This window comes from Pseudomonas sp. IT-P294, assembly GCF_949767865.1.
In the GTDB taxonomy this organism is placed as follows: domain Bacteria; phylum Pseudomonadota; class Gammaproteobacteria; order Pseudomonadales; family Pseudomonadaceae; genus Aquipseudomonas.
Window position 1 is genome coordinate 1 of record NZ_CATKQW010000002.1, and the last position, 14,203, is coordinate 14,203.

13 protein-coding genes are annotated in these 14,203 nt (G+C 59.8%); 9 read left to right on the plus strand and 4 right to left on the minus strand.

Going from position 1 to position 14,203, the window contains the following annotated elements:
• Nucleotides 1–237: 237 nt before the first annotated feature.
• Nucleotides 238–1,731 carry a CoA-acylating methylmalonate-semialdehyde dehydrogenase gene (locus ACM6I0_RS01265; protein WP_222589655.1) on the minus strand — a complete coding sequence of 498 codons (1,494 nt, stop codon included), beginning with the start codon at nucleotides 1,729–1,731 and terminating at the stop codon, nucleotides 238–240.
• A gap of 75 nt (nucleotides 1,732–1,806) precedes the next feature.
• Nucleotides 1,807–3,156 (minus strand): aspartate aminotransferase family protein, encoded by a 1,350-nt coding sequence (locus tag ACM6I0_RS01270; protein WP_208670133.1) that lies wholly within the window; start codon nucleotides 3,154–3,156, stop codon nucleotides 1,807–1,809.
• Between the two features lie 139 nt (nucleotides 3,157–3,295).
• Here ACM6I0_RS01270 and ACM6I0_RS01275 point away from each other — a divergent pair, with 139 nt between their 5' ends.
• The 6 genes from ACM6I0_RS01275 (at nucleotide 3,296) to ACM6I0_RS01300 (ending at nucleotide 9,682) form a co-directional block, all read left to right on the plus strand.
• On the plus strand, nucleotides 3,296–4,216 hold the full coding sequence (locus ACM6I0_RS01275; protein ID WP_007940170.1) for a LysR family transcriptional regulator: 921 nt from the start codon (nucleotides 3,296–3,298) through the stop codon (nucleotides 4,214–4,216).
• An 87-nt stretch (nucleotides 4,217–4,303) separates the two neighbouring features.
• Nucleotides 4,304–4,954, plus strand: a complete 651-nt coding sequence (locus tag ACM6I0_RS01280) for a TetR/AcrR family transcriptional regulator (RefSeq protein WP_285431970.1) — start codon at nucleotides 4,304–4,306, stop codon at nucleotides 4,952–4,954.
• A gap of 7 nt (nucleotides 4,955–4,961) precedes the next feature.
• Nucleotides 4,962–5,543: an IMPACT family protein gene (locus ACM6I0_RS01285; RefSeq protein WP_414921295.1), complete on the plus strand. Its 582-nt coding sequence runs from the start codon at nucleotides 4,962–4,964 to the stop codon at nucleotides 5,541–5,543.
• A gap of 529 nt (nucleotides 5,544–6,072) precedes the next feature.
• Complete coding sequence (locus ACM6I0_RS01290; RefSeq protein WP_414921296.1) at nucleotides 6,073–7,638, plus strand: ABC transporter ATP-binding protein; 1,566 nt, start codon at nucleotides 6,073–6,075, stop codon at nucleotides 7,636–7,638.
• Nucleotides 7,639–7,649: 11 nt separating this feature from the next.
• Nucleotides 7,650–8,756 (plus strand): ABC transporter permease, encoded by a 1,107-nt coding sequence (locus tag ACM6I0_RS01295; protein ID WP_285431964.1) that lies wholly within the window; start codon nucleotides 7,650–7,652, stop codon nucleotides 8,754–8,756.
• Nucleotides 8,756–9,682: an ABC transporter permease gene (locus ACM6I0_RS01300; protein ID WP_414921297.1), complete on the plus strand. Its 927-nt coding sequence runs from the start codon at nucleotides 8,756–8,758 to the stop codon at nucleotides 9,680–9,682. Before ACM6I0_RS01295 ends, ACM6I0_RS01300 begins: the two co-directional genes overlap by 1 nt.
• Before the next feature lie 44 nt (nucleotides 9,683–9,726).
• On the opposite strand, the gene ACM6I0_RS01305 is transcribed toward ACM6I0_RS01300, so the two are convergent.
• Nucleotides 9,727–10,161: a hypothetical protein gene (locus tag ACM6I0_RS01305; RefSeq protein ID WP_414921298.1), complete on the minus strand. Its 435-nt coding sequence runs from the start codon at nucleotides 10,159–10,161 to the stop codon at nucleotides 9,727–9,729.
• An 83-nt stretch (nucleotides 10,162–10,244) separates the two neighbouring features.
• Here ACM6I0_RS01305 and ACM6I0_RS01310 point away from each other — a divergent pair, with 83 nt between their 5' ends.
• From ACM6I0_RS01310 to ACM6I0_RS01320, 3 genes are all read left to right on the plus strand, one after another.
• On the plus strand, nucleotides 10,245–10,595 hold the full coding sequence (locus tag ACM6I0_RS01310) for a MerR family transcriptional regulator (RefSeq protein WP_208672199.1): 351 nt from the start codon (nucleotides 10,245–10,247) through the stop codon (nucleotides 10,593–10,595).
• Between the two features lie 25 nt (nucleotides 10,596–10,620).
• Nucleotides 10,621–11,307 carry an SDR family oxidoreductase gene (locus ACM6I0_RS01315; protein WP_414921299.1) on the plus strand — a complete coding sequence of 229 codons (687 nt, stop codon included), beginning with the start codon at nucleotides 10,621–10,623 and terminating at the stop codon, nucleotides 11,305–11,307.
• A 228-nt stretch (nucleotides 11,308–11,535) separates the two neighbouring features.
• Entirely contained in the window at nucleotides 11,536–12,894 is a 1,359-nt protein-coding gene (locus ACM6I0_RS01320; RefSeq protein ID WP_285431959.1) for an 8-oxoguanine deaminase, read from the plus strand.
• A gap of 125 nt (nucleotides 12,895–13,019) precedes the next feature.
• Here the strand turns inward: ACM6I0_RS01320 and ACM6I0_RS01325 are convergent, their stop codons facing one another.
• A complete protein-coding gene (locus tag ACM6I0_RS01325) occupies nucleotides 13,020–14,108 on the minus strand; it encodes a calcium:proton antiporter (RefSeq protein ID WP_285431958.1) in 1,089 nt (362 codons plus the stop codon).
• Between the last annotated feature and the right edge of the window lie 95 nt (nucleotides 14,109–14,203).

Below are 14,203 nucleotides of genomic sequence, written 5' to 3' on the forward strand. Positions count from 1 at the left end.
CCACCTGCCTTACCGACTCCTTCTGGGCTTCGATGACCTGAAGCAACTCGCTGTCGAAAACTGCGTAACTCTTTGTTTACCAAGGAGTTTTCCGTTTCGACTGCGCCGGAAGTGGGGCGAATTATAGACTTCCAGAATCTGCCGTCAACACCTATTTTCATAATTCTGTCATATCGGTGCAAACAGCCCCAGAAACGCAAAGGCCGGCCCCTGGGGCCGGCCTTTTTCCCTTTCTACTTACAAGCTAGGGAATGCGAATTGCGATGCTTCATGGCTCGCCCGCTGCGGCCAGCGCTGGGTAATAGCCTTGCGACGGGTATAGAAACGCACGCCATCGGGACCGTACGCATGCAGATCGCCGAACAGCGAACGCTTCCAGCCACCAAAGCTGTGATAAGCCACCGGCACCGGCAATGGCACGTTGACGCCAACCATACCGACTTCGATCTCGTCACAGAACAACCGCGCCGCTTCACCGTCACGGGTGAAGATGCAGGTGCCGTTGCCATACTCGTGATCGTTGATCAGTTGCATGGCCTCTTCCAGGCTATTGACCCGAACGACACACAGCACGGGTCCGAAGATCTCTTCTTTATAGATACGCATCTCTGGCGTGACGTTATCGAACAGGCAGCCGCCCAGGAAGAAACCATCTTCATGGCCGGTTACGCTCAAGCCACGGCCATCGACCACCAACGAAGCTCCGGCCGAGACGCCGTCTTCTATATAGCCACTCACTTTGTCACGAGCCTGAGCGGAAACCAGCGGGCCCATGTCCAGACCACAGGAGGTACCGGCACCGATCTTCAGCGCCTTGATCTGCGGCGTCAGTTTGGCCACCAATGCATCTGCCACTTGGTCGCCAACACACACGGCCACCGAGATCGCCATGCAACGCTCGCCGCAGGAACCATACGCAGCGCCCATCAGAGCACTGACGGCATTATCCAGATCCGCATCCGGCATCAGCACCGCATGGTTCTTCGCGCCGCCCAGTGCCTGGACGCGTTTGCCGCGCTTGGTGCCTTCGGCATAGATGTACTCGGCAATCGGCGTCGAACCCACGAAGCTCAGCGCTTTGACTTCCGGCGCTTCGATCAGCGCGTCAACCGCAGCCTTATCGCCGTGCACCACACTCAGCACACCTTTAGGCAGACCGGCTTCCAGCAACAATTGAGCGATCAGCAATGTCGAGCTTGGATCACGCTCGGACGGTTTGAGGATGAAGCAGTTACCGCAGACGATCGCCAGCGGATACATCCACAGTGGCACCATCGCCGGGAAGTTGAACGGAGTGATACCGGCAACCACACCCAGTGGCTGGAAATCCGACCAGGCATCAATGTTCGGCCCGACGTTGCGGCTGTACTCACCCTTGAGGATTTCCGGCGCTGCGCAAGCGAACTCGACGTTCTCGATACCGCGTTTCAGTTCACCGGCAGCGTCTTCCAGAGTCTTGCCGTGCTCTTCGCTGATCAATTGGGCGATACGTGCTTCGTTCTGCTCCAGCAATTGCTTGAAGCGGAACATTACCTGCGCACGCTTGGCCGGTGGCGTATTGCGCCACGCCGGGAACGCAGCTTTGGCCGAGTCGATGGCTTTCTGAATGGTTTCACGGCTAGCCAACGGCAGCTTGTGGATGGCCTGGCCAGTAGACGGGTTGAACACGTCGGCCGTGCGACCGTCTTCGGTTACCAGTTCGCCATTGATCAAATGCGGGATAAGGCTCATGCAGGGCTCCTGAAAAGTTGTCCACAGACGCCCGTCGAGGGCGTCTGCTGTTTTGTACTTATATAGAGGGGAAAATCAGTCGATCTTGTTCAGCACTTCGCCGACCGCGTCGAACAGACGATCCAGGTCTTGCGGCTTGCTGTTGAAGGTTGGGCCGAACTGCAGGGTGTCGCCGCCGAAGCGCACGTAGAACCCGGCTTTCCAAAGCGCCATGCCGGCTTCGAACGGACGCACGATGGCATCGCCATCACGCGGTGCGATCTGGATCGCGCCGGCCAGGCCGTAGTTACGAATGTCGATGATGTTCTTCGAGCCCTTGAGACCGTGCAGCGCATTTTCGAAATGCGGTGCGACTTCGGCCACGCTCTGCACCAGGTTTTCCTTTTGCAGCAGATCGAGGGCTGCCAGGCCAGCGGCGCAAGCCACCGGGTGTGCGGAATAGGTGTAGCCGTGCGGGAATTCGACTGCGTACTCAGGCGTCGCCTGATTCATGAAGGTCTGGTAGATCTCGGAGCTGGCAATCACCGCGCCCATCGGGATCGCGCCGTTAGTGACTTGTTTAGCGATGCACATCAGGTCCGGCGTCACGCCGAAGCTGTCTGCGCCGAACATCGAACCGGTACGGCCGAAACCGGTGATCACTTCGTCGAACACCAGCAGGATGTTGTGCTGATCGCAGATCTCGCGCAGACGCTTGAGGTAACCCTGTGGCGGAACCAGCACGCCAGCGGACCCGGCCATTGGCTCGACGAATACAGCAGCGATGTTCGAAGCGTCGTGCAGTTCGATCAGCTTGAGCAGTTCATCCGCCAGGGCGATGCCGCCCTCTGTCGGCATGCCACGGGAGTAGGCATTACTCGCCAGCAAGGTGTGCGGCAGGTGATCGACGTCCATCATCGCCTGGCCAAACATTTTGCGGTTGCCGTTGACGCCGCCGAGGCTGGTGCCGGCGATGTTCACGCCGTGGTAACCACGGGCACGGCCGATCATTTTGGTCTTGGTCGCTTGGCCTTTCAGACGCCAGTAGGCGCGGACCATCTTCACCGCAGTGTCGGCGCACTCGGAACCCGAGTCGGTGAAGAACACGTGGTTGAGATTGCCCGGCGTCAGGTCTGTGATTTTTTCAGCCAGCTGGAACGACAGCGGGTGACCGTACTGGAAGCCCGGCGAGTAATCGAGGGTGCCCAGTTGCTTGGCGACCGCTTCCTGAATTTCCTTGCGGGTGTGCCCGGCGCCGCAGGTCCACAGACCGGACAGCGAATCGTAGACTTTGCGGCCTTTGTCGTCCGTCAGCCAGCTGCCTTCAGCCGCCACGATCAGTCGCGGATCACGCTGGAAATTGCGGTTGGCGGTGTAGGGCATCCAGTGAGCATCGAGCTTGAGCTGGCTGGCCAGGGAAGTCGGGGCATTTTCAGGCAAGTTCATGGGCAAAACCTCGCAGGGCGATAAGCGGCGTGGAGATGAAAAGCGTTCTTGCAGCTAAATTGCCACGGAGATAAAGTCTGTGAAATCCAACTCTTCTAACGTTCAGTCTGGTCGCTACTAAACTTTGAGTCATTAACGCATGAGCACTCGCCGTCCCGATCCACTGGCCCAAGTCAGCGACTTTGATATCCGACTGCTGCGCATCTTCCGCAGCGTGGTGGAATGCGGTGGCTTTTCAGCGGCGGAATCGGTGCTGGGCATTGGCCGCTCAGCCATCAGCCAGCAAATGAGCGATCTGGAACAACGCCTCGGCCTGCGCCTGTGTCAACGCGGGCGCGCCGGGTTTTCCCTGACCGAAGAAGGTCGCGAGGTGTACCAATCGGCGTTGCAGCTATTAAGTGCGCTGGAAAGTTTCCGCACCGAGGTCAACGGCCTGCACCAGCATCTGCGCGGCGAGTTGACCATTGGCCTGACCGATAACCTGGTCACCCTCCCCCACATGCGGATCACCCACGCGCTGGCGCAATTGAAGGAACGCGGGCCGGACGTGCAGATTCAGATCCGCATGATCGCGCCCAACGAAGTCGAACAAGGCGTGCTCGACGGCCGCTTGCATGTCGGTGTCGTGCCGCAGGCCAGCGCGCTGTCGGGCCTGGAATATCAGCCGCTCTACAGCGAACGCTCGCTGCTGTATTGCGCGGTCGGGCACCCATTGTTTTACGTTGATGACAAACAACTGGACGACGAGCGCCTCAACAGCCAGGACGCCATCGCCCCGACGTTCCGCTTGCCGGCCGAGATTCAGGCGCATTACCAGGCACTCAATTGCACCGCCAGTGCCTCGGACCGCGAAGGCATGGCCTTCCTGATTCTGACCGGACGCTACATCGGTTACCTGCCGGATCATTACGCGAGCCTTTGGGTGCAACAAGGTCGATTGCGTGCCCTTAAACCCAAGGCACGCTTTTATGACTTGAGCCTCGCATCGGTCACTCGCAAGGGCCGGCGCCCCCATCTGGTGCTGGAAAGCTTTTTGGAGAGTCTGGCGGCAACACGCTAGGGCTTTTATTGCCTCGGGACTTGTCTGGAGCCTGTGGGTGCGCTATCAACGCACTGGTTGCACCCACTCAACAGTCTGGAAGTGCCTATGACCTTTGAAGTCCCCGCTCACGGCGGCAAACCTGCCAGCCGCATTCGTCAGAAGAACGAAGAGACCATCATCAAAGCCGCCGAAGACGAGTTCGCCCGTCACGGGTTCAAAGGCACCAGCATGAACACCATCGCCTTGAATGCCGGGTTGCCCAAGGCAAACCTGCATTACTACTTCACCAACAAGCTTGGTTTGTACGTCGCGGTGTTGAGCAACATTCTTCAGTTGTGGGACAGCACCTTCAACACCCTCACCGCCCAGGACGATCCAGCGCAAGCGCTGACTCGTTACATCCGCGCCAAAATGGAATTCTCGCGCCGCCAGCCACAAGCCTCGCGCATTTTTGCGATGGAAGTAATCAGCGGTGGCGAGTGCCTGACCGAGTATTTCAACCAGGATTATCGCGACTGGTTCCAGGGCCGGGCCGCGGTGTTCCAGGCGTGGATCGACGCAGGAAAGATGGACCCGGTCGATCCGGTCAACCTGATCTTCCTGTTGTGGGGCAGCACCCAGCATTACGCAGACTTCGCCACCCAGATCTGCCGTGTCAGCGGCCGTACCAAGCTGACCAAGCAAGACATGGAAGACGCCGGCAACAACCTGATCCGCATCGTCCTCAAGGGCTGCGGCCTGACGCCAACCATTTAAGACACTTATGCCTTCTACCCTCAGCGGCTTTTGCGAGTTTCGCGAAGAGATTCGCAAAAGCCGCTTCATCACCTTCGCCGCGCCGATCTCCAGCCCCGCTGAGGCTCAGGCGTTCATCGAGCAGCACAGCGATCTGAATGCCTCGCACAACTGCTGGGCCTGGAAACTGGGCGACCAATATCGCAGCAACGACGATGGCGAACCCGGTGGCACCGCCGGCCGGCCGATTCTGGCGGCGATCGAAGCGCAGGATTGCGATCAGGTCGCGGTGCTGGTGATCCGCTGGTACGGCGGCATTCAACTGGGCACCGGCGGCCTCGCCCGGGCGTACGGCGGTGGCGCGAACAAGTGCCTGCAAGCTGCGGCGAAGGTTGAGTTGATCAGTCGAGTGCCCGTCAACTGTGCCTGCGCCTTTGGCGAGTTGGCCCTGGTGAAACTGCGGGTCGCAGAATCGGGCGGTCTGGTGGTGGAAGAAACGTTCACCGCCAACGGCGTGGAACTGCAACTGGCAATCGGCAGGGAACGCATCGACCTCTTGCAAACCCAACTCGCGGATTTGAGTCGCGGACGCATTCTGTTGCAGCACTGATCGCACCAACTCCGTTCACCATCCTTTCATCGAGTCGATGTATTTGCCCACATCTGCTGTGCACCCGGCTGTGGATAACCTGAGCACATTCTGCTGTAACCCTTCTGTCATGCGGCTTTGCGGTGTTTGCTCACTTTTCGTCCAATTTGCCACCAACAAGACAAATTTAACGAAAAAACAAATAGTTAGAGTGGTTTATCACCTTTAGAGATAGCCGCGCGGTGCTTATGCCCGTGCTTTCGGCTTGCGCACAAATACTGTGGAGCAACCTGTGGATAACCCGTTCATGGCTGGCGCAGCCCCCTATCTGGCATAGCTTACGGCGTGTTGCTCGTTTTTTGATCAAAGTGCCTGGGCAAAATCAGAGCCTGATCAAACACTTTGCCCTCAAGTGGTGCCGAGCCGGGATCGAAATATGGCGAGGCCCCGCCGGCAAAGCCGTTACCGACGTGGATTTTCAGTTTTCCTGACTCAATGGCCAGGAAATTGCTTTATCCACAGGTATAACGCCCATCGAACCGAGCCCGTCATGCCCAACCCCGTGCCGACCCCTGATCAAATCCCCCGTCTGCAATTGTGCAAAATCAGCAAACGTTACCCCGGATGCCTGGCCAACGACGCCATCGACCTGAGCATCGCCCCCGGTGAAATCCATGCACTGCTGGGCGAAAACGGCGCGGGGAAAAGCACATTGATGAAGATCATCTACGGCGTCACCCATGCCGATTCCGGGGAGATGATCTGGCAAGGTCAGCGTGTGAACATGCGCAATCCAGCACAGGCTCGCGGGCTGGGGATCGGCATGGTGTTCCAGCATTTTTCATTGTTCGAAACCCTCAGTGTGGCGCAGAACATTGCCTTGGCGATGGGCGCGGCGGCCGGCACGCCGAAACAGCTGGTGCCAAGAATTCGTGAGGTCTCCCGGCGCTACGGCATGGCGCTGGAGCCGGAGCGACTTGTCCACAGCCTGTCGATCGGCGAACGGCAGCGAGTCGAAATCGTCCGTTGCCTGATGCAGGACATCCGCCTGTTGATTCTCGATGAGCCAACCTCGGTGCTGACACCACAAGAGGCCGATGAACTGTTCATTACCCTGCGCCGACTGGCGGCCGAGGGCTGCAGCATTCTGTTTATCAGCCACAAGCTCGGCGAAGTTCGTGCCTTGTGTCACAGCGCCACGGTGCTGCGCGGCGGACGGGTGGCCGGCCATTGCGTGCCTTCGCAGTGCTCGGATCAGCAACTGGCGAAACTGATGGTCGGCGAGGCTGCCGCGCTGATCACCGAGTATCCGAAGGTGACGGGCGGCGAGGCATTTTTGAACGTGAACGGATTGTCCTGGCACAACCCGGACCCGTTTGGCTGCTCCCTGAAAGGCATTGACCTGCAAGTGCGCAGCGGTGAAATCGTCGGAATCGCCGGTGTGGCAGGCAATGGTCAGGATGAATTGCTGGCCTTGCTCAGCGGTGAAGAACGGCTGACCCGCAATGACCACGCGACGATCCGTTTCGGCGGACAACCGGTTGCCGATTTGCGGCCCGATGCGCGGCGTCGGCTCGGTCTGGCATTCGTGCCTGCCGAGCGTCTGGGCCACGGTGCGGTGCCCGATTTGAGCCTGGCCGACAACGCCCTGCTGAGCGCATTTGGGCAAGGGCTGGTCAGCCACGGGTTGATCCAGCGCAGCAAGGTCGAAGCTCTGGCGCGAGAGATCATCCGGCGTTTCGCGGTGAAAACACCCGATAGCCAGACACCCGCGCGCAGCCTGTCTGGCGGCAATTTGCAGAAGTTCATCCTTGGCCGGGAAATCCTCCAGCAACCCAAATTGCTGGTGGCCGCGCACCCGACCTGGGGCGTGGACGTCAGTGCTGCCGCCACCATTCACCGTGCCTTGATTGCCTTGCGCGATGCTGGCGCGGCGATCCTGGTGATCTCCGAAGACCTCGACGAACTGTTCCAGATCAGCGACCGCCTCGGCGCCCTGTGCAGCGGACATCTGTCGCCACTCAGAGCCACGCTCGACACACGCCTGATCGATGTCGGCGGCTGGATGGCCGGCCAGTTCGACGCCCCTCAATCCCTCGCACCCGCTGCGGTTTAACGGAGTTTTACATGCTGCTTTCTCTCGAACCCCGTGGCCAGCAATCGCGCCTGATGCTGTGGTGCTCGCCGTTGCTGGCGGCGGTCCTGACCTTGGGCTGCGGCTCGCTGCTGTTTATTGCGCTGGGACACGATCCATTGTTGACGCTGCACACCCTGCTGATTGCGCCGATCAGCGACCTGTATGGCGTCTCTGAGTTGCTCGTCAAAGCGTTGCCGATTCTGCTCTGCGCCCTGGGCCTCGCAGTGGCGTATCAAGCACGGATCTGGAACATCGGCGCCGAAGGCCAGCTGTTGTTGGGTGCGCTGGCCGGCAGTGCGTTGGCGGTGAACATTATCGACATGCAAAGTCGCTGGGCGCTGGTGCTGATCCTGTTCGTCGGCACCCTGGCCGGCGCGGCGTGGGCCGGTCTGACGGCGTGGTTGCGCACGCGATTCAATGCCAATGAAATCCTCACCAGCATCATGCTCAATTACATCGCCTTGAACCTGTTGCTGTTCTGCGTGCATGGGCCGCTGAAAGATCCTGCCGGCTTCAACTTTCCAGAGTCGGCTATGTTTGGCGATGCCAGTCGTCTGCCGCTGTTGATCGAGGACGGCCGGGTTCACGCCGGGGTGTATTTCGCGCTCCTTGCGTTGGTGGCGGTGTGGGTGTTGCTGCAGAAGAGCTTTGTCGGGTTCCAGATCAAAGTGCTAGGGCTGGACAAGCGTGCGGCAGGTTTCGTCGGCTTTCGCGAGAAGCGCCTGATCTGGTTGGCACTGCTGATCAGTGGCGGGTTGGCGGGGTTGGCCGGGGTGTGCGAAGTCACCGGGCCGATCGGTCAACTGGTGCCGCAAGTCTCGCCCGGTTACGGCTATGCGGCGATCACCGTGGCGTTTCTCGGACGGCTCAATCCCATCGGCATTGTTTTTTCCAGCCTGTTGATGGCGCTGCTGTACATCGGCGGCGAGAGCGCGCAGATGAGCATGAACCTGCCACAGGCGATCACGCAGTTGTTCCAGGGGATGATGCTGTTTTTCCTGCTGGCCAGTGACGTGCTGATTCTCTACCGACCCCGTTTGAACCTGCGCTGGTCCCGCCGTGCGCACACCAATGCCGTGCAGGCAGGAGCGCTGTGATGGATATCGATCTGCTGAGCAATATTTTCTACGCCATGGTTCGTTGTGGTACGCCGTTGCTGTTGGTGGCCCTTGGAGAGTTGATCTGCGAGAAGAGCGGCGTCCTCAACCTCGGCCAGGAAGGCATGATGCTGTTTGGCGCGGTGATCGGTTTTATCGTCGCGCTGAACAGCGGCAACCTGTGGCTCGGTGTATTGCTGGCCATGCTCGCGGGGATGCTGTTGTCGTCGCTGTTTGCGCTGGTGGCGCTGGTGTTCAACGCCAATCAAGTGGCCACCGGGTTGGCGTTGACGATCTTCGGCGTCGGTCTGTCGACCTTTGTCGGCGCGGCGTGGGTCGGTAAACCACTGGCCGGTTTTGAGCCGGTGGCGATTCCTTATTTGAGTGCCATTCCGCTGATCGGACGAATGCTGTTTGCCCAGGATCTGCTGGTGTACCTGTCGTTCGCGCTGTTCGTGCTGGTGGCCTGGGTGATTGTGAAAAGCCGCGTCGGATTGATCATTCAAGCCGTCGGGGAAAACCCGGAGGCGGCCAGCGCGATGGGCTTGCCGGTGTTGGGCGTGCGCACGCTGGCGGTGCTGTTCGGCGGCGCGATGGCCGGTTTGGCCGGGGCGTATTTGTCCCTGGCGTATACGCCGATGTGGGCGGAGAACATGAGTGCCGGTCGCGGCTGGATTGCCCTGGCCCTGGTGGTATTTGCCAGTTGGCGGGTGTGGCGGTTGCTGCTGGGGGCGTATCTGTTCGGACTCGCCAGCATCCTGCATTTGGTGGCGCAGGGATTGGGGCTGGCGATTCCGTCGAGCCTGCTGGCGATGCTGCCTTATGTCGCGACCATTGTGGTGTTGGTGCTGCTGTCGCGGGATGCGCTGCGTACGCGGTTGTATGCGCCGGTGTCGTTGGGGCAGCCGTGGCAGACCGGGCATTAGCGGTTGCCTGCACTGGCCCCATCGCGAGCAGGCTCACTCCCACATTAGAACGTATTCCCCTGTGGGAGCGAGCTTGCTCGCGATGACGCCCGCACTGGCAACACTTGAGCTAAGCCCCACGCCAACTCCAAGACCAGGAAAATCACCAGCAAATAACTGGCGCCGTGGACCAAGGCATAGAGCATCCAAGCCGCAAACAGGAACCGCCCCACCGCGTCATACCGACCAAAAATCTGCTGCGGATCGCGGATGCGCAGCACCGCCCAGATACACACAATCGAGCCAAACAGATTGGCCATCAGCATGTGCATCGGCTCGAACGCCGGCAATTCACCGGGCAGGTTGATAGCCTGACTCAAACTCGACAACACTCCATGCAATGCGGTGAAGCTCCACGGCGTGGCAAACGCCGCCGTCACGATCAAGTCATACCAGGCGCTACCCCGCACCAACCGGCGATATTGCGTTGAAGTCCACATCCTTCTTGCTCCATAAAATCAGGGAGCAAAAAGGCTAAAGCCTGGAGTATGCTCCAAGGTCAACCCCCTCTCGAGACGTCATGATGCGCATCGGTGAATTAGCCCAGGCCTGCGCCGTCAGTCGCGACACGTTGCGCTTTTACGAGCAACGCGGGTTGATCGCGGCACAACGCACGGCCAACGGATATCGCGACTACCCGGCGGACATGGTGCAACTGGTGCTGTATATCAAGACGGCTCAACGGCTGGGGTTTACCCTCGGCGAGATCGCTAACAGTGTCGCCGCGTTGTGGCAGTCGCCCAACCCGGACAGTGCCGTCACGCAATTGCTGCAAGACAAACTCAAACTGATTGAAACCCGAATGGACGAACTGGGCGCGCTGCGCAGTGAGTTGCAGCAACGGCTCGGCCAGCGTTGTCCATTAAATCCGTGACCCTCATTGATCAAGGAAGCCCCTCATGTCTACGGCAAAAACCGCACTCATCATTGGCGCCTCCCGTGGCCTTGGCCTCGGTCTGGTGAAAACCCTGCTGGCCGACGGCTGGCAAGTCACCGCCACCGTGCGCAATCCGCAGAATGCCGAAGCACTGCAAGCGCTGGGCAAGGTGCGGATCGAGAAACTCGATATGGATGACCAGCAGGCGGTCATCGCGCTGAGCCAACAGCTCAAGGGCGAAGTGTTTGATTTGCTGTTCGTGAATGCCGGAGTCAAAGGCCCGGACGTGCAAACACCGGGCGGTGCGACCTTGGCCGAGGTCGGCCAATTGTTCTTCACCAACGCCGTGGCACCGATCAATCTGGCACAGCGTTTTGTCAGGCAGATTCGCCCGGATACCGGCGTACTGGCCTTCATGAGTTCGGTGCTGGGCAGCGTGACCATGCCGGACGCGCCGGAGCTGGCGTTGTATAAGGCCAGCAAGGCGGCGTTGAACTCGATGACCAACAGTTTCGTGACCCAATTGGGCGAGCAGAAACTCACCGTGTTGTCGTTGCATCCAGGCTGGGTGAAGACGGATATGGGCGGTGAAGGCGCCGACATCGATGTGGAAACCAGCACCCGTGGTCTCATTGATCAGGTGAACGCATACACCGGCAAGGGCGGGCATCACTTCGTGAATTACCGGGGTGAAACCATTCCCTGGTAAACACCGCCGCCCCCTGTGGGAGCGAGCTTGCTCGCGATAGCGGTCGCACATTCAACATCGATGTCGACCATTAGTCCGCTATCGCGAGCAAGCTCGCTCCCACACTGGATCTGCGGCGCTCAATCTGAGTAAACTTCGCTCCTCGTCCCCGCGGCGACCCTGGATCAGCAGACAGGGTAATCACTGAGCTGGCTAACCTGAACCCCACTTTCAGAGGAGCCGGCCACCATGCCTGCGACCCGTACCTGGTTAAAAAATCCCCTCGCAATCTTCACTGCCAATGGCCTCGATGCCCGTGGCGGACTGGTGCTGCAAGACGGTTTGATCGTCGAAGTGCTCGCTGCCGGCCAGCAACCTAGCGCGCCTTGTGGACAGGTTTTCGATGCTCGCGAGCATGTGATCCTGCCGGGGCTGATCAACACCCATCACCACTTCTATCAAACCCTGACCCGCGCCTGGGCGCCGGTGGTCAATCAGCCATTGTTCCCGTGGCTGAAAACCCTGTACCCGGTCTGGGCGCGTCTGACCCCTGAAAAACTCGCCCTTGCCAGCAAAGTCGCGCTGGCCGAATTGCTGCTGTCTGGCTGCACCACCGCCGCCGACCACCACTACCTGTTTCCGCAAGGCCTGGAAAATGCCATCGACGTGCAAGTCGAGAGCGTCCGCGAGCTGGGCATGCGCGCCATGCTGACGCGCGGCTCCATGAGCCTGGGCGAAAAGGACGGCGGCCTGCCACCGCAGCAAACCGTGCAGGAAGGCGAAGTGATTCTCGCCGACAGTCAGCGCCTGATCGCCGAATACCACGAGCGTGGCGATGGCGCGCAAATCCAGATCGCTCTGGCGCCGTGCTCGCCGTTTTCGGTGACCCCGGAAATCATGTCCGCCAGCGCCGAGCTGGCCAATAAACTCGACGTTCGCCTGCACACTCACCTGGCCGAAACCCTCGACGAAGAAGACTTTTGCCTGCAACGCTTCGGCCTGCGCACCGTGGATTACCTGGACAGCGTCGGCTGGCTCGGCCCGCGCACCTGGCTGGCTCATGGTATCCACTTCAACCCGGACGAAATCGCCCGCCTCGGCGCGGCCGGCACTGGCATCTGCCATTGCCCGAGCTCGAACATGCGCCTGGCCTCTGGCATTTGCCCAACACTGGACCTGACCGCTGCTGGCGCGTTGCTGGGTCTTGGGGTGGACGGCTCGGCGTCCAACGATGCCTCGAACATGATGCTCGAAACCCGTCAGGCGCTTTATATTCAGCGGCTGCGTTACGGCGCGGAAAAGATCACTCCGGAACGGGTTCTGGGCTGGGCGACCAAGGGCTCGGCGAGTTTGCTCGGGCGCACGGATATCGGCGAACTGGCGGTGGGCAAGCAGGCGGATCTGGCGTTGTTCAAGCTTGACGAACTGCGCTTCTCCGGCAGTCATGATCCGGTGTCGGCGTTGCTGCTGTGCGGTGCGGATCGCGCGGATCGGGTGATGGTGGGTGGCAAGTGGCGGGTGATTGACGGGCAGGTTGAGGGGCTGGATCTTAAAGGTCTGATCGCCGATCACAGCCAGGCTGCCCGGCAGCTGATCGCCGGCACCTGACACAACATCCATCAAAAACTGTGGGAGCGAGCCTGCTCGCGATAGCGGTGTGCCAGACACTATCAAGGTCGGCTGACACTCCGTCATCGCGAGCAGGCTCGCTCCCACAGGGATTTGTGGTGATTTCAGAGGCCCAACAGCGACAACATGATGAATGTTGCAAACAGCACAAAGTGAGTCATCCCTTCGATGGCATTGGTTTCGCCATCGTTGAGGTTGATCGCGCTGACGATCAAGGTGAGGAAGATCATCACCGTCTGCACCGGGGTCATTGCCATCTGGAACGGCTGACCGGTGTAGAGCGCCATGGCTTCCATCACCGGCACCGTCAGGATCACCGTCGACAGCGACGCCCCCATGGCAATGTTGACCACCGACTGCATGCGGTTGGCCAATGCCGCTCGCAACGCGGTGAGGATTTCCGGGGCTGCCGATATCGCCGCCACCAGAATCGCCGTGATCACCGGCGGAGCGCCTGTTCCTTCCAGGCCCAGGTCGAGGGTCTTGGACATCACCTCGGCCAACGCGCCGATGACCACCACGCCGAACACCAAGGTGGCGATACTCAGCGTCAGATTGACCGGTTCAGGTGCTTCTTCCGGGAGTTTCTTGCGACGTTTTTCCGGGTAGCTGTAGCTGAAGAAATAACTGTGTGGCCCCACCTGCATGCGCAGGAACAGGGCATAGAGCACGATCATTGCACCGATGGTGAACGCCGAATACACCTTCCAGTTGGCTTCGGGAATGAACTCCGGCACCACCATCGAGACGCCCATGGCGGTGAGGATCATCACGCTGTAACTGCGGGCCGAATCGTCGTTGTAAGACTGCTCGCCGTGCTTGATCCCGCCCATCAACGCGGCAAGGCCGAGGATGCCGTTGATGTCGAGCATGACCGCCGAATAAATCGTGTCACGCACCAGGGTCGATGAGGCTTCGTTGCTCATCATGATCGCCAGGATCACCACCTCTACCAGCACCGCAGCCAGTGTCAGGATCATCGTGCCGTAGGGGTCACCGACTTTCTCGGCAAGCAGTTCGGCGTGATGGGCCACGCGCATGGAGGCGGCGACGATGAAACCGATCAGGACCAGGCCGGCAGCGAGTGCAACCGGCTGGCCACTGTGCAACATCCAGTGTTCCAGTGGATAAGCAGCGACGGCAGCGAGCAGCGCCAGCAGGAGAAACTTTTCTTGCTTGAAGAGTGTGAGCATTGCGGGCCTTTTTGCCGATGCAGCGAAAGCAGAGTGATGAGCTACTGACTGCGGTGGAGCGCTAACGTTTCGTTACACCTTAGCGCACCAGTGGA

What these genes read in the sequence shown, in the direction of transcription:
- ACM6I0_RS01265 (WP_222589655.1), bottom strand. Translation starts at nt 1,731, where the DNA reads ATGAGCCTTATCCCGCATTTGATCAATGGCGAACTGGTAACCGAAGAC.
- ACM6I0_RS01305 (WP_414921298.1), bottom strand. Translation starts at nt 10,161, where the DNA reads ATGTGGACTTCAACGCAATATCGCCGGTTGGTGCGGGGTAGCGCCTGG.
- ACM6I0_RS01325 (WP_285431958.1), bottom strand. Translation starts at nt 14,108, where the DNA reads ATGCTCACACTCTTCAAGCAAGAAAAGTTTCTCCTGCTGGCGCTGCTC.
- ACM6I0_RS01285 (WP_414921295.1), top strand. Translation starts at nt 4,962, where the DNA reads ATGCCTTCTACCCTCAGCGGCTTTTGCGAGTTTCGCGAAGAGATTCGC.
- ACM6I0_RS01295 (WP_285431964.1), top strand. Translation starts at nt 7,650, where the DNA reads ATGCTGCTTTCTCTCGAACCCCGTGGCCAGCAATCGCGCCTGATGCTG.
- ACM6I0_RS01315 (WP_414921299.1), top strand. Translation starts at nt 10,621, where the DNA reads ATGTCTACGGCAAAAACCGCACTCATCATTGGCGCCTCCCGTGGCCTT.
- ACM6I0_RS01320 (WP_285431959.1), top strand. Translation starts at nt 11,536, where the DNA reads ATGCCTGCGACCCGTACCTGGTTAAAAAATCCCCTCGCAATCTTCACT.
- ACM6I0_RS01290 (WP_414921296.1), top strand. Translation starts at nt 6,073, where the DNA reads ATGCCCAACCCCGTGCCGACCCCTGATCAAATCCCCCGTCTGCAATTG.
- ACM6I0_RS01300 (WP_414921297.1), top strand. Translation starts at nt 8,756, where the DNA reads ATGGATATCGATCTGCTGAGCAATATTTTCTACGCCATGGTTCGTTGT.
- ACM6I0_RS01280 (WP_285431970.1), top strand. Translation starts at nt 4,304, where the DNA reads ATGACCTTTGAAGTCCCCGCTCACGGCGGCAAACCTGCCAGCCGCATT.
- ACM6I0_RS01275 (WP_007940170.1), top strand. Translation starts at nt 3,296, where the DNA reads ATGAGCACTCGCCGTCCCGATCCACTGGCCCAAGTCAGCGACTTTGAT.
- ACM6I0_RS01310 (WP_208672199.1), top strand. Translation starts at nt 10,245, where the DNA reads ATGCGCATCGGTGAATTAGCCCAGGCCTGCGCCGTCAGTCGCGACACG.
- ACM6I0_RS01270 (WP_208670133.1), bottom strand. Translation starts at nt 3,156, where the DNA reads ATGAACTTGCCTGAAAATGCCCCGACTTCCCTGGCCAGCCAGCTCAAG.